This is a genomic window from Lentzea sp. NBRC 105346 (assembly GCF_030269605.1).
In the GTDB taxonomy this organism is placed as follows: domain Bacteria; phylum Actinomycetota; class Actinomycetes; order Mycobacteriales; family Pseudonocardiaceae; genus Lentzea.
This window is the reverse complement of record NZ_BSTQ01000016.1, coordinates 22039-35614: the sequence shown is the minus strand read 5'-3', so window position 1 is coordinate 35614 and position 13576 is coordinate 22039. Positions and strand designations below refer to the sequence as shown.

General features: G+C 68.0%; 14 protein-coding genes and 1 tRNA gene. 6 read left to right on the top strand and 9 right to left on the bottom strand.

The genetic code is table 11. The features are described from left to right. Positions 1-227 precede the first annotated feature (227 nt). The 3 genes from QSK35_RS30040 to QSK35_RS30030 all read left to right on the top strand — a co-directional run bounded on the left by QSK35_RS30040 (position 228) and on the right by QSK35_RS30030 (position 1304). A complete protein-coding gene (locus tag QSK35_RS30040) occupies positions 228-659 on the top strand; it encodes a DUF3052 domain-containing protein (RefSeq protein ID WP_285750927.1) in 432 nt (143 codons plus the stop codon). 77 nt (positions 660-736) lie between these two features. Continuing rightward, positions 737-1201, top strand: a complete 465-nt coding sequence (locus QSK35_RS30035) for a peroxiredoxin (protein ID WP_285750926.1) — start codon at positions 737-739, stop codon at positions 1199-1201. A gap of 31 nt (positions 1202-1232) precedes the next feature. After that, positions 1233-1304: transfer RNA gene (locus QSK35_RS30030), tRNA-Val, on the top strand. Positions 1305-1495: 191 nt separating this feature from the next. Here the strand turns inward: QSK35_RS30030 and QSK35_RS30025 are convergent. The 6 genes from QSK35_RS30025 to QSK35_RS30000 form a co-directional block, all read right to left on the bottom strand. Then, a complete protein-coding gene (locus QSK35_RS30025) occupies positions 1496-2263 on the bottom strand; it encodes a hypothetical protein (RefSeq protein ID WP_285750925.1) in 768 nt (255 codons plus the stop codon). Continuing rightward, positions 2250-2477, bottom strand: a complete 228-nt coding sequence (locus QSK35_RS30020) for a hypothetical protein (RefSeq protein ID WP_285750924.1) — start codon at positions 2475-2477, stop codon at positions 2250-2252. The genes QSK35_RS30025 and QSK35_RS30020 overlap by 14 nt, the downstream gene beginning before the upstream one ends. 84 nt (positions 2478-2561) lie before the next feature. After that, positions 2562-3476, bottom strand: a complete 915-nt coding sequence (locus QSK35_RS30015; RefSeq protein WP_285750923.1) for a GNAT family N-acetyltransferase — start codon at positions 3474-3476, stop codon at positions 2562-2564. A gap of 20 nt (positions 3477-3496) precedes the next feature. Then, on the bottom strand, positions 3497-4465 hold the full coding sequence (locus QSK35_RS30010) for an aspartyl/asparaginyl beta-hydroxylase domain-containing protein (RefSeq protein ID WP_285750922.1): 969 nt from the start codon (positions 4463-4465) through the stop codon (positions 3497-3499). Beyond that, a complete protein-coding gene (locus tag QSK35_RS30005) occupies positions 4437-5633 on the bottom strand; it encodes an MFS transporter (RefSeq protein ID WP_285750921.1) in 1197 nt (398 codons plus the stop codon). Before QSK35_RS30005 ends, QSK35_RS30010 begins: the two co-directional genes overlap by 29 nt. 1 nt (position 5634) lies before the next feature. Next, the gene (locus QSK35_RS30000) at positions 5635-6684 is read right to left on the bottom strand and encodes a GNAT family N-acetyltransferase (protein ID WP_285750920.1); all 1050 of its coding nucleotides are present in this window, start codon (positions 6682-6684) and stop codon (positions 5635-5637) included. A 125-nt stretch (positions 6685-6809) separates the two neighbouring features. Here QSK35_RS30000 and QSK35_RS29995 point away from each other — a divergent pair, with 125 nt between their 5' ends. Next, a complete protein-coding gene (locus QSK35_RS29995) occupies positions 6810-7280 on the top strand; it encodes a flavin reductase family protein (protein ID WP_285750919.1) in 471 nt (156 codons plus the stop codon). Here QSK35_RS29995 and QSK35_RS29990 read toward each other — a convergent pair. The 3 genes from QSK35_RS29990 to QSK35_RS29980 are packed head-to-tail and all read right to left on the bottom strand — an operon-like array spanning position 7270 to position 11727. Next, entirely contained in the window at positions 7270-8100 is an 831-nt protein-coding gene (locus tag QSK35_RS29990) for an ABC transporter permease (RefSeq protein ID WP_285750918.1), read from the bottom strand. The two genes, QSK35_RS29995 and QSK35_RS29990, sit on opposite strands and share 11 nt — an antisense overlap. After that, the gene (locus QSK35_RS29985) at positions 8097-10691 is read right to left on the bottom strand and encodes an alpha/beta fold hydrolase (RefSeq protein ID WP_285750917.1); all 2595 of its coding nucleotides are present in this window, start codon (positions 10689-10691) and stop codon (positions 8097-8099) included. The genes QSK35_RS29990 and QSK35_RS29985 overlap by 4 nt, the downstream gene beginning before the upstream one ends. 37 nt (positions 10692-10728) lie before the next feature. After that, positions 10729-11727 carry a glycerophosphodiester phosphodiesterase gene (locus QSK35_RS29980; protein WP_285750916.1) on the bottom strand — a complete coding sequence of 333 codons (999 nt, stop codon included), beginning with the start codon at positions 11725-11727 and terminating at the stop codon, positions 10729-10731. A gap of 92 nt (positions 11728-11819) precedes the next feature. Here QSK35_RS29980 and QSK35_RS29975 point away from each other — a divergent pair, with 92 nt between their 5' ends. Together QSK35_RS29975 and QSK35_RS29970 are read left to right on the top strand one after the other, a co-directional pair. Continuing rightward, positions 11820-12524: a tryptophan 2,3-dioxygenase family protein gene (locus tag QSK35_RS29975; RefSeq protein ID WP_285750915.1), complete on the top strand. Its 705-nt coding sequence runs from the start codon at positions 11820-11822 to the stop codon at positions 12522-12524. Continuing rightward, complete coding sequence (locus QSK35_RS29970) at positions 12521-13576, top strand: aminotransferase class V-fold PLP-dependent enzyme (protein WP_285750914.1); 1056 nt, start codon at positions 12521-12523, stop codon at positions 13574-13576. Before QSK35_RS29975 ends, QSK35_RS29970 begins: the two co-directional genes overlap by 4 nt.

Below are 13576 nucleotides of genomic sequence, written 5' to 3'. Positions count from 1 at the left end.
ACCGATCAGTAGTTCTGGATCGTGTCGCTCACGCGCGCGCGATAAGAGGTATGTGCAGCGTGCACCATGGGGGTTTCGGGACGTACGCCGGGGGTCGGTTTGCGGCGTGTCACGTGGTCAACAGTTGCGCAGGTGGTAGCAGGCAGTGTTCGCTGTTCCCCGAAGACTCAGAACTGGCGGCAGTCGAGGTGGGCTGCCGCTCTTGCGTAGTTGGAGGAGTGAAAGCCGTGGTCGCCGCGGAAGACGCCGCCAAGGGCGGTGTCGCCGAGAAGCTCGGGATCGAACCGGGCATGGTCGTCCAGGAACTGGGCTGGGACGAGGACGTCGATGACTCGTTGAGGGCCGCCGTCGAGGAACAGATCGGTAGTGATCTGCTCGACGAGGAGGCCGACGAAGCCGTCAACGTGGTCTTGCTCTGGTGGCGAGAGGATGACGGCGACCTGGTCGACGCTCTCGTGGACGCGACCGGTGTCCTGTCGGAGGACGGGGTGATCTGGGTGCTGACGCCGAAGACCGGCCGCCCCGGACACGTCGAACCGAGTGACATCGCCGAAGCAGTGCCGACCGCGGGTCTCGCACAGACGTCCAACATCAGCGTCGCCGACGATTGGGCCGGCGTCCGTCTCGTGTGGCCCAAGTCCGTGAAGGCCAAGCGTTGATCGTCCTCTAAGGTGGGTAACGGGCTCCCCCATTCGTGTGGGGAGCTCGTTGCTGACATCTGCTGGAGGGTTTGTTCATGGCGGTCGAGGTCGGTTCGGTGGCCCCGGACTTCACGCTCAACGACGGCAACAAGCAGCCTGTCACGCTGTCGTCGTTCCGCGGCTCGAAGAACGTGCTGCTGGTGTTCTACCCGTTCGCGTTCAGCGGGACCTGCCAGGGCGAGCTCTGCCAGGTGCGGGACGAGCTGGCCGTCTACGAGGACGAGAACGTCCAGGTCATCGGTGTGTCCGTCGACACCCCGTTCTCGCTCAAGGCGTGGGCGGCGCAGCAGGGCTACACGTTCCCGCTGCTGTCGGACTTCTGGCCGCACGGTGCCGTCGCGCAGGCTTACGGCGTGTTCAACGACGGTCCCGGGTTCGCCAACCGGGGGACGTTCCTCATCGATACCGAGGGTGTGGTGCGGTTCGCTGAGGTGAACGGACCGGGTGAGGCACGCGATCAGGACGCCTGGAAGAAGGCCGTCTCGTCGCTCAAGGCATAATTCGATGCGCCGGGGACACCCGGCGCGTCTGGGGCGTGTAGCTCAGCGGGAGAGCACTCGGTTTACACCCGAGCGGTCGCAGGTTCGATCCCTGCCGCGCCCATTCCGCGAATGGGCGAGGTGTGTCTGTGGAGAGCACAGACCACTTCGCTCCATCGTGTCTTCTGGGGGCCGAGCCCCCAGACCCCAGCCGGGGCGCTGCGCCCCCGGACCCCCGCTTCGGCCTTCGCTTCGCTCGGCCGCCCATTCTGTGGTGTGGATGGGTGGGGTGGGTGGTGGGGTGGGGTGGCGGTCTTAGCTGTTCAGGTCGCACGTTTCCTTCGTCGTGCGGACCCACTGGGTGCGCTTGCTCATGTCGTTGAGCTTCGGATCCGGGCAGAAGATCTTCGAGCCCTCCATCGCCGTGAGGCGGAACGGGCGGCCGTTGTCGTCGATCACCAGCGAGCCCTGCTTCGTGCCCGAGGACCATGTCAGGTGCAGGCGCCACTCGAACTCGTCGGAGTAGGTCGCCACGTTGACGACGATCTTCTCGGGCGCGGAACGCGTGACCTTGTACGGGAAGTCGGCCTCGTTGTTCTCACCGGCGAAGAACTTCAGGGTGGGGTCCAGGCCGTCCAGGTCGGCGGCGAACATGCGGATCGGCACGACGTCGCACGGGCAGAGCCGGCCGGACCACAGGAAGGCGCCAGGCGTCGGCGCGCGGCGCGCCACGGTTTCCAGGCGGATGCCTTCCAGCACCACGGCCTCGTCGGTCAGGCCGTGCACGGTGATGCTCAACGACGCGGCACGGCCGGGAATGCCGTTGGAGGGTTGCGCGACGTACGGCAGCGGCGAGTCGTCGCGGAAGGGCACCACCCAGCCGACGGCCGGGGTGTAGCTGATCGACGCCGTCAGGGGGACCGACGGGGCTTGAAGCGTTTGCCAGCCCCAGATTCCGCCGACCGCGGCGAAGAGGACCAGTGCCAGCAGGAGGAGCGGCCACGTGCGGTGAGGCTGATGCACGGTGACGGTGTCGATGCTGTCGGCCTGCACCACATAGCGGGGTGGATCAGCTGGCGACATCGACGTCGACGTTGGTCGGCGATGACGAAGCCAGGATGCGGTCGAGGCGAGAGGATGCGTTACGCAGCGTGCCGACCAGCCAGCCTGCGAGGGTGATCAGGAGCAATATGCCCGCCGCCAGGGCCATGGGTATCGCCCCGAAGATCAGGGCGAGTACACCGGTGATCAACAGCGGGTACGCCAGGAAAGTCCAGTATCCGGCCAGAGTGCGCACGCGAAGCCTCCCTCGGTCGGCCAGCGCTCTGGCCGCGTCAACCCGCCTTTCGGAACCGAAAGCTGCCTCGTTACGCAACGTCAGTTAAATCTTCAACATTGCGCCTTCTGGGTGAACGACGGCCACGTCGGACAGGAAGGGAGCGGAGTACGCGCGCGGATCTACAACGCCCGAGCTGAACACGTCGGCGCGCAGCGAGGAGTCCGGGGCGTACGACACCAGCAGTGAAGGGTCGGTCAGCGCGGACAGGCGGAGCACCAGGGTCGCCTCGTCCGGGTCGTCCATGGTTCCCAATGAACGCGAGGGCACCGGCGTGAACGACAGCGCGCTCTTGAACGTGAACAGGCCCGGCTTGGCCATGTGGCCGTACAGGGCCGGGTCGGAGCCCAGGGAGATGTCGCGGAACCCCATCTCGCGCGCCGTCTGGAAGACCTGCATGTACATGGCTCGCACGAGTCGTTGCTGCCGCGAGGAGGGCGCCGTCGAGCAGAACCGCAGCACCACGGTCGAGATGTCCGGGCGCAGCCGGCACACGCACGCGCCGACCAGGGAGTCCGACGAGGCCAGCACCATGAAGTACGAGTCGGCCGAGTCGAGGATCTCGTCGCGTTCCATAGCGGCGTAAGGAACTCCGTGCCGCATCGAGGCGATTTGGGGTTCGTACAACGAGAGGAACGCGTCGAACGACTGGGCATCAAGGGGAGTGACGACCTTCAGCGAGATGCCCTCGGACTCGACGAACCGTTGCCCCGCACGGACACTGCGGCGCTCCTTGCCCGTGAGCCGGGCCAGGAAGGCGTCCTCGGACGCGCACGCGGGCGCCAGCCACGTGATCCACGACGGGTGGATCGCGTAGCCGGCGGCGCGCAGGAGGGGCCACGAGGACGCCGGGGGATCGATCACCCGCAGCACGTCCACGTCGGGACGTGACCGGAGGTGAAGTGCCTCGTCGACGGTCACCAGGCCGGTGGCCAGGCCGTTCGTGATCTCGACGTCCATTCGTGGCCTCCCGAAAAGTGCTACACGCGAACGGATACCGGGACGTCCAGGCGCTGCTCCCGCGTGCCCTCACGGGTTCGCAGGATGACCGCGCCCGGCGTGATCTGGATGGTGCGTTCGTCGGTCCAGCCGGTGAAGCGGAACTCGCCGTCGCCGACGTGGACCAGACGGAACCGGGGTGTGCCGTCGACCGACAGCACGTCACCGTCCACAGTGGCCTGGACGCGGGGCTGCGGCTTGGTGAACTCGCCGAAGGCCTCCTCGAAGTCCAGGAACGACAAGGGCAGCTCGAACGAACACGAGTACGACTCGGTGAGCGGAACCGCCGGACGGTTGTAGAGGATCTCCGACGCGTCCAGGGAGTCCAGGAAGGAGCTGGGGAACAGCGACAGCAGCTCGGGCGTCAGCGTCGTGTCGATGACCATGTGGATCCGCTTGCGGGTGCCGGTGTTCTGCACCTGGTGCATGCGGCAGAAGTCGCCGAACCAGAACGTGCCCGGCTCCCACACGTGCAGGTCGCCGTCCATCAGCAGGGTCGCGCCGGGGTTGGTGATCAGCGGCACGTGCAGGCGCAGGTTCGCCCACGGGAAGCCGATCTTCGTGTCGAAGTGCAGCTCGCTGCACGCGCCGGGGCCCAGGGCCAGCAGCCGGACGCACCGCAGCGGCGCCGGGATCGAGTCGAGGATCGAGGCCAGGTAAGGGGCCTCGGCCTTCCACTTGGTGTCGGCGAAGTCGTCCAGGCCCGCGCCGCCGGGGTCGGTGCGCAGTTCGCTGCCCGTGGGGCTGCGCAACGGCAGCGCGCGCCAGTCGAAGTCCGCCTGCTCGGCCGGGCCATCGGTCTCGAACGTCGTCTGCAACGACCACTGGTGGCTGTCCAGGACCTTGAGGTCCGCCAGCAGCTTGTCTACGTCGAACGTGGGCAGCAGCCGCACGGCGGACGGATGTGCGCCGACGTGCGCGTCACACAGTCGGTACGGGGGAGCGCTCATGTTCTCTCCAATCATCGCGTTGCGGCACCACCACGAAAACCAGCACGGCGAGCAGAAGCCCCGACACCGCGCCCAGCAGCACGAACGACAGCCGCCCGGTCAGCTCGTACAGCACGACGCCGACGATCGGGCCGACCACGCTGCCCACGTCGGAGATCAGTCCGAACACCCCGAACGCCTTGCCCGCCGCCGACTTCAGCTCGACGACGCCGCGGCGCGCGCTCAGGAACAGCGCCGCGTACCCGACCATGAACACCACGAACCACGACGCGACCGCGACGACACCCGCGCTGATCGCGGTTCCCGCCAGGCCGACCGCGAGGAGGCCGAGGCCGACCCGGATCATCGTCGTCAGCCGCACCTGTTCGGCGTACCGGCCGAGCACGAACATCGACAGGCCCGAGGTGGCGAGGCCGACCGCGAACACGATCGAGATCACCCCGCGCGCCGACGAGTCGTGCTCGCCGCTGAGGTACAGCGGCAGCACCGGTTCCAGCGCCGAGTAGATGATCGACGTGAACATGTCCAAAGCGCCCAGCATCAGCACCCAGAGCCAGAACCGCTTACCCGTCGGACCCGGCGAAGCGGACGACTCCGAAACTGTCTCCACTGTGGACGGAGGGATCGCGCGCAACAGTCCGAAGGCCGTCGCGCCGGTCACCACGGCGCCGATCAGGAACAACGACTCCAGGCCCAGTGGTGTGGCGACACCGGCGATCAGCGGCCCGAGCAGGAAGCCCGCGATCGCGGCCGACCCGAAGTTGCCCATCATCCGACTTGTCGAGATGCCGTACACCTTGCACAGCGCGGACATCCCGGCGTACAGCGCGGGCGAAACCAGACCCTCGCCCACGCCCCACACCGAACGGCCCACGAGCAACGTCACCGAGTCGGAAGCGAACGCCGTGATCAGGATGCCCACCGCGGCGAGCAGCAGTGACACGCACGCCACGGCGTTCGGCCGCCAGCGGTCGACCCACCACCCGCCGACCGGCTGGAACAGTGCTTTGGTGGCCGCGAAGAGCGCGAACATCAGGGCGATGACGAGCGGCCCCGCACCCACCCGCTCCTCCAGCGAGGGCACGAACGGGATGAGGACCGTGTAGGAGGCGTTGACGCTGATGACCGCGATGAGCAGCAGCGCCGCACGCCCTTGACCAGAAAGCAATTCACACACCCTCGATGTAGGCGGACAGCACGTCGTGCATGCCGCGCAACGCCTTCGCGAGATCGGGTCTCGGCGAAGGCGCGTAGACCAGTGCCCACAGGTCGGTGCCCGTCAGGCCGTGCTTCTCCTTGAACCGGTAGTTGTCGCGGCCCCACTCGATGCGGCGCATGCCGTTCTCGTAGGCCCACCGCGTGCAGCCGTACATCAGTGCGATGTAGGTGCTGTACTCCTTGAGGCTGGCGTAGTTCACGCCGCCGCACATGAACGTGACCTCGTCGCCGTGCCGGAACGCGAAGAACGCGCCCACCAGCTCGGTGCCGATCTCGGCGGCGACGAGCATCGCGCCGGGCACGTCCAGCATGGCGTTGAGGGACTGCTCGCTGAACAGGGCGGGCCAGTCGTTCTTGTCGCTGGTGTCGACGGTCAACGGGTAGGCGAACCGCACGAGGTCGTGCGCCTCCTGGCCTTCGACCATGCGGATGGTCAGCCCGCGTTCGGACGAGCGGCGCAGCCGGCGCTCGACGTCCTTGCGGATCTTCTCGGGGAGGTTGCGCCACAGGTGGTCGCGGAACGTGCCGTGCACACCGATGCTGTAAGTGCGTTCCAGCAACACTTTCCCGACCGGTTCGCCGGCCACGGCGAGCCAGTCCTCGACGCCTTCGTCGGTCAGGTTGGGCACGACGAGGACGTCGGCGGGACCGTCGCCGATCCACTCCATCGCGGTCTCGTACGCGCCGCGCACGAGCGCGTGCGCCACGGGCCCGCGCTTGCCGTACATGGAATAGGTGGAGCCGGCGAAGACGATCGGCTTGCCGAAGCGGCCCACCAGGTCGCACTGGACCTCGTAGCCGTGCCAGAACGGCGACGAGGTGATCTCGTAGAGGGGCAGCACGTCGCCGCGTTCGTCGCTCACGTACGCCAGGCGCGTGCGCTGCTCGATGGTGTTGGTCTCCCAGGTGCGCAGCCAGCCGTCGGAGTCGTACAGGCTGCTGGGCACAACCCGCTCCGGCAGCTGATCGGACAACGACCAGCCGGTATGTGTGACCGTCATGTCGCATACCTCCCGAAAACGACCCTATGCAGGGCCGCTCTCACCTCGGTCTCACGCATTTCTTTGAGAGTTCGCTGATACGGCGATTCGTTAACGTCGCGAGGGTGGAGCTATCAATTCCTTCGGTGGACGCCGACACTTTCCGGCACGCGATGGCCCAGCTCGCCGCACCGTTGACCGTGCTCACCTGCTACGCACCGGACGGTGGCTTGATCGGGCTGACCGTCAACGCCGTGTGCTCGGTCTCGGCGCGACCGCCTTTGGTGGCCGTGTGCCTGAACCGCACGAATTACAGCCACGACTTCGTTGTTTCGGCCGAGCGGGTTTGCCTGCACGTGCTGGAACCGGGTCAGCAGGAATTGGCTTTCCGGTTCGCGAAGCCCATCGACCGGTTCGCCGGTCAGAACGTTCGGCACGGCGCCGTGCCCGAGCTGACCGACGTGCGGCTGCGGATCATCTGCGCGCCCGACGGTGTCCGCGACGGCGGTGACCACACGATCCTGCTGGGCCGCGTGGTCGAGGTGACCAGCCCCGAGGAGGGGGACGCGGGCGGCCTCGTGTGGCACCGCCGCGCCCCGCATCCGCTCAGCTGGTGATGTCCTTGCGGTTGAACCGGCGCACGGCCAGCGTCGTGAGGACCAGGCAGTAGCCCAGCGACAGCAGCACACCGTTCGCCATGGCCGTCCAGTCGACGTTCGTCGAGAACACGTCGATCCACGAGAACGTGTAGTGCGTCGGCAGGAACTTCCGCGCGTCGCCGAGCGCGGTGATCGCGTCGAGGATCTGCGACAGCACACCCGCCATCACGGCACCGCCGACCGCGCCGAGCGGGGCGTCCATCGACACCGACAGCAACAGCGCCAGCCCGGCCACCCACGACAGCTGCACGACGATGTACGCCGACGCGATGCACAGGGCCACCACGGACTTCCCGAACGGCACCGCGTCGCCCGACGGACTGGTCGCGTCACCCGCGCCGTACCAGATGACGCCGACCAGGAACGCGCACGCGGGGAACAACAGCAGCGTGAACGCCGACAGCCCGCCCGCGACGCAGGCCTTCTGCCGCAACAGTCTCCGGCGCGGCACCGGGATCGCGAGCAGGTACTTCAGCGACGACCACGAGGCCTCCGACGCGATCGTCTCGCCGAAGAACACGGCCACCACCACGGGTAGCAGGTAGGCGCCGGCGACGTAGAACCCGAACACCACGAAGTTCGGCGCCGACACCATCGCCAGGTCGGCGAACGTGCCGCCGCGCTTCGCGGTGTCCGGCGCGTCGCCGAACCCGAACGCGATCACCAGCACCAGCGGGAGCAGCGCGGTCAGTCCCGTGAGCAGCTTGGTACGCCTGCGTTTGAGCTGGCGTTTGAGCTCGACGCCGAAACGCAACGTCCGGTCTTGCACCAGGGTCATGATCCCTCTCCGACCAGTTGCAGGAACGCGTCCTCGAGCCGGACCCGCGGTCCCGCTCGGGAGACCGACACCCCGGCGGTCACGAGCGCGGCGATCGCCTGCCCGCACGCCACGCCGTTCAGGTCGGCGTGCACCACGTCGTCCTCGATGTCCACATCGGACACTCCGAGCTGCCGCAGGGTCGTCGCCGTGAGTTCCGGCTGGTCGACCGCGAAGCTCGTCGCACCACCCGCGGAGGCGATCTCGTCGACCGTGCCGGACGCGATGACCTGTCCGCGGTGCATGACGACGACGTGCGTGCAGGTCTGTTCGACCTCGGCCAGCAGGTGGCTGGAGACCAGCACCGTGCGGCCGGTGGCGGCGTATCGCTTGAGAACCTCGCGCATGGCGTGGATCTGGGGCGGGTCGAGGCCGTTGGCGGGTTCGTCGAGCACGAGCAGGTCCGGCAGGCCGAGCATGGCCTGCGCGATCGCGAGCCGTTGCCGCATGCCCTGGCTGTACGTCTTGACCCGCCGCTTGATGGCGTCACCGAGGCCCGCGATCTCCAGCGCCTCTTCGAGATGCGCCTCTTCGGGCGTTCTTCCCGTTGCGGCCCAGTACAACCGCAGGTTCTCCGCGCCGGACAGGTGCGGCAGGAACCCGGCGCTCTCCACGAAGCATCCGATCCGGCCGAGCACCGGCGCACCGGGCCGCACCAGGCTGCCGAACACGCGGATCGTGCCGCTCGTCGGCGTGATCAGGCCCATCAGCATGCGCAACGTCGTGGTCTTGCCCGCGCCGTTCGGCCCGAGCAGGCCGAGGATCTGCCCGCGTTCGACGCGGAACGACAGGCCGTCGACCGCGGTGAGTCCCTTGTACGACTTGGCCAGTCCCTGGATCACCAACGGCGTGTGCTCGAGGTTCGGATCGACGTCCTCGCGCCGCCTGCGCCTGATGCACGCGAGCACCAGGGCGAGGACGAGCACGCCCGCGATGCCGAGCAGCTGCCCGACGGGGAACGGCGACTCCGTTGCCACACCGGGTACCACGGGGACCTCGACGCTGTCGAGGGAGACGCGGTAGGTCGCCGGGGTCGTCGGCGTGCGATAGGTCTGGTCGGTCGTGGCGACGGAGATCTGCAGCTCGTGCCCGTTCTCGATCGGCCGCACGATCCCGGCGAGGTTCACGCTGACCTCGATCGGTGAGCCGTCCTGCGGCAGCGGTGGCAGCTTGATCGGCGCGACGGCGTTGCCGGGCAACGTGCGGTTGCCGTTGGGATCCTTGTCGTACACCTTGACGAACAGCACGCCGTCGCCCGGCGTCCCGACCGCGGAGACCTTGAGCGTGATCGTCGCGGAGCCTGCCACCAGCAGCTGGGCGGTCAGCTTCTCCGAGGTGAACGTCGCCTGCTGGCCGGGCAGGTCCATGCCGAAGAGCGACGAGATCGGTGTCTGCGCCAGCCTGCTGTTCAACGCCGGCATGCCGCTGATCGCCGCGGGCAGCCCGCCGGGCGGGGTGATGATCGTCTGCTCGCCGCCGCTGAGCTGGAGTTTCCTGGGGTTCCCGTGCACTCCGGGGTAGTCGGGCACCCGCACCGTGCGGACGGACTGCACCCCTTCGGGCGTGATGTTGCCCTGCACGTCGTACTCGAAGGCACCGAACGGGTTCTCGCCCTGCCCGGTCAGCCGGTATCGGATCCACCCGATGATCCGGGCGCGCAGCTTCTCGTCGGGATAGGCCCCGTCGTGGCCACCGGCGAACCACACGACCTGCACGGGCCCCTTGACCTGCTTGGCGTTCGCGTCGGCGTGGTCGAGGCCGAACAACGTGTCCTGCTCGCCCTGAACCAGGAGCGTGGGCGCGGTGACACCCGTGTTCGTCGATGCGGGCGAGATGCGGCGCAGGAGGTTCAGCGTCTCCTCGCTCATCGTGCCGGTCGTGGCGACCTCGGTCCACGCCTTGCAGATCTCGGCGGTGAAGCGGCCGCACACGTCCTCTGTGGACTCGTTGACGCCCATCGAGTAGAGGAAACCACCCCACGAGCTCTTGAAGACCCCGTTGGGCAGCAACCCTTCGGCGAGCGAGTTGTAGGTGATCACCGGGACGAGCGCGTCGATCCGCCGGTCCGTGCCCGCGAGGAGCAGCGACAGACCGCCGCCGTACGACGCGCCGGACACCGCGATGCGCGGGTCGTTCGGCCCGTCGAGCTGGACTTCCTTGCGTTGCGCGAGCTTGTCGACGAGCTGCCTCGCGTCCGTGACTTCGAGGGCCGGGTCGTTCAGCGCGATCTTGCCGTTGCTCTCGCCGAACCCGCGCGCAGAGTAGGTGAGGACGACCAAGCCCGCGTCGGCCAGTTCCCTGGCGTCCTTCTCGGTGCTGTGCTTGTCGCCACCGAAACCGTGGGCCAGCAGGACGGCCGGCGCGGGCGTGCGCTCGGGGAGGTAGAGGCTCGTGTCGAGGGACACGCCGTTGACGTCGATGAAGGCGTCCTCGACGCGGTACTTCGCCTGGGGGTCGCTGCCGCCGGACGCCCACGCCGCTGTCGCGCCGCCCAGTACGACGACGGCAGCGGCGAGCGCGACCACGCGCGACCGGGTCAGCTGCAGTTTCACGCGTCCGACGCTAGAGACCGCACGTATCAGGCGGGTCTTAGCGCCGGGCCGCCACGGCCAGGTCGGGATTGTCCGCGAAGGCGCCGTCGATCCCCGCCCGGTAGTACGCCTTGAGGTATGCGGTGAACCGGTTCTGGTAGTTCGTCGGCAGATTCTGGTTCTCCACCGCGAACGTGTACGCGTGCACGGCCAGCCCGGCCCGGTGCGCGTTGCGCACCAACCCGGTGGAGGCACCCAACGAGCCGTCCTCGGTCCAGTTGATCACCATGGTGACGTGCGGCCCGATGCCGTACGCATAGGTGGCGATCTCGCGCAGCTTGTCCGGGGTGACCTGCGCCGGATCCCACACGAGCTGGATCAGCGGCACGCGCAGCTGCTTCTTCAACGCCTTGAGGTTGTCCGACTCGAAGGACTGCACGAACACCTTGGCGCCCCGGCGGTTCAGGCCGTTCACGTTCAACGTCCGCACCAGCGCGGGCTCCAGCGGCAGCCCGATCGACGCGAAGTACGAGGGGTGCTTGGTCTCCGGATAGATGCCGATCTCCCGGCCGAGCTGCCGGGACAGCCGCTGGGCCAGCGAGATGACCTCCTGGAACGTCAGGATCTGGTACCGCCCGTCGTAGGCCGTGTTGGCCGGCCGCAGCTCGGGCTGGCTCTCCCGCGCGCGCAGGGTCTTGAGCTCGGCGAGCGTGAAGTCCTCGGTGAACCAGCCGGTCATGTCCCAGCCGTCGATGTTCTTGGTCGTCTGGCGTCCCGCGAACTCGGGATGCGCGGCGACGTCGGTGGACGTGCTGAGCTCGTTCTCGTGCCGCGCGACCAGCACGCCGTCCTTGGTGGACACGAGGTCGGGTTCGATGTAGTCGGCGCCCATCTGGGCCGCCAGCGAGTAGGACGCCACGGTGTGCTCGGGGCGGTACCCGGCCGCGCCGCGGTGGCCGATCACCAGGACGTCGGAGTGCGCCGCCGCGGGCACCGCGACGACCGGTTGCAGTAGTAGCACGGCGCTCGTCGCCAGTGCCAGTGCTCGAGTGCGCATGGCGGGAATGGTGTCCACGCCCCGAACCCGTGGCAACGGATTGAGAGCCCGCTGAAGAGCTGGATGAGACGTGAGATTTTTAGCGTTGCCCCATGAGGGATTACTCCCAGCAGGTGTTGAGCGGCGAGGGCCGTGACGACTACGCGAGGTACATGCGGACCGATGCCTTGCTGTCGTTGCAGCGCCGGCCGGACGAGGTGGTGCATCGTGACGAGCTGCTGTTCCAGGTCGTGCACCAGTCGACCGAGCTGTGGCTGAAGCTCGCCTGCTCGGAGGTGCACGAGGCCGCGGAGTGCATCCTGATCGACAACCTGGAGACCGCGATCCGCCTGCTCAAGCGGGCGTCGCTGGGGATCGAGCTGGTCACGAACCAGCTGGAGATGATGCGGGAACTGTCACCGTGGGACTTCCAGACCATCAGAACCGTGCTGGGGCACGGATCCGGTGCGGACTCGCCGGGCTGGCGGTCGGTGCAGAAGCACAGCAGGCGCATCGAGCGGGTGTTCACCGACCTCGTCGAACGACGGGGCATCGACCTCGCGGAGCTGTACCGCAGCAAGGTCGACAGCGCCGAGCAGCGGCTCGCCGAGGCGATGATCGAGTGGGACGAGCGGATCTCGCTGTGGCGCGTGCGGCATTACAAGATGGCGACGCGCGTGATCGGGCACCAGGTCGTGGGCACCCAGGGCACGCCCGTCGACGTGCTCGCCAAGCTCATCGCGCACAAGTTCTTCCCGCAGCTGTGGGACGTGCGGACCGAGCTCACCCGCACCGGGCCGATGGGTGACACGACATGACCCCTGCCGTGTTCCGCAAGCACTTTCCCGCGTTGGAACGAAGGATCCATCTCGCCAGCTGCAGTCTCGGCGCCCGTTCCACCGACCTCGACGACGCGCTGCAGCGCATGGCCGAGGACCTGTCCGGTGACGGGTGGTCCTCGTTCGAACGCGAGGTCCTCCAGGCGCGTCAGGGGTTCGCGACGCTGATCGGTGCGGACGTCGACCAGATCGCTCTCGTTCCCAACGCTTCCGTCGGTGCCTACCAGGCAGCCTCCACCATGGAGTTCGGGAAACGGTGGAAGATCGTCACATCCCCGGTGGAGTTTCCGTCCATCGCACACGTGTGGCTGGCACAGCGGCCACGGGGTGCCGAGGTCGTGTTCGACGCCGAGCCGGACGAGCACACCCGGCTGGTCTCCGTGCCGCTGGTCGCGTACCGGGACGGCCGTCGCATGCCCATGCCGGATCCCCAGGGCGCGCAGCTGTTCGTGGACGCGTACCAGGCGGTCGGGGTCATGCCGGTCGACGTGTCCGAACTGGACTGCGACTTCCTCGTCGGCGGCGCGATGAAGTACGTGTCCGGTCTGCCGGGGCTGGCGTTCCTGTACGTCAGATCGCCTGACACGGAACGGTTTCCGCAGCTCACCGGCTGGTTCGGTCGCGTGAACCCGTTCGCGTTCGACCCGAGGACGCTGGACTTCCCCGGCACGGCGGCCAGGTTCGAGACCGGCACCCCGGCGGTTCCCGCGTGCTACGCGGCGAACGCCGCTCTTGGCCTGATCGGAGCGCTCGACCTCGCGGAGGTGCGTATGCACGTGCGGCAACTGACCGAGCTGGCCGCGGACCGGCTGACCGCTCAGGGCGAACTGATACACGCACCGGCCGAGCGCGGCGCGCACATCGGGCTGGCCGACCCCGATCCCGCCGCCGTCGCGCGCGGCCTGGCGAGCCGGGGCGTCACGGTCAGCCCGCGCGGTGACCTCGTGCGGCTGTCGTTCCACTACTACAACAACGCCGACGACGTGGCCGCACTCTGCGACGCGCTGGCCGATCTCCGAAGCGGGCGGTGA

Coding starts and splice junctions, on each gene's coding strand:
- QSK35_RS30000 (WP_285750920.1), bottom strand. CDS start 6,684: ATGACGGTCACACATACCGGCTGGTCGTTGTCCGATCAGCTGCCGGAG.
- QSK35_RS30035 (WP_285750926.1), top strand. CDS start 737: ATGGCGGTCGAGGTCGGTTCGGTGGCCCCGGACTTCACGCTCAACGAC.
- QSK35_RS29970 (WP_285750914.1), top strand. CDS start 12,521: ATGACCCCTGCCGTGTTCCGCAAGCACTTTCCCGCGTTGGAACGAAGG.
- QSK35_RS29990 (WP_285750918.1), bottom strand. CDS start 8,100: ATGACCCTGGTGCAAGACCGGACGTTGCGTTTCGGCGTCGAGCTCAAA.
- QSK35_RS29975 (WP_285750915.1), top strand. CDS start 11,820: ATGAGGGATTACTCCCAGCAGGTGTTGAGCGGCGAGGGCCGTGACGAC.
- QSK35_RS30010 (WP_285750922.1), bottom strand. CDS start 4,465: ATGAGCGCTCCCCCGTACCGACTGTGTGACGCGCACGTCGGCGCACAT.
- QSK35_RS29980 (WP_285750916.1), bottom strand. CDS start 11,727: ATGCGCACTCGAGCACTGGCACTGGCGACGAGCGCCGTGCTACTACTG.
- QSK35_RS30015 (WP_285750923.1), bottom strand. CDS start 3,476: ATGGACGTCGAGATCACGAACGGCCTGGCCACCGGCCTGGTGACCGTC.
- QSK35_RS30025 (WP_285750925.1), bottom strand. CDS start 2,263: ATGTCGCCAGCTGATCCACCCCGCTATGTGGTGCAGGCCGACAGCATC.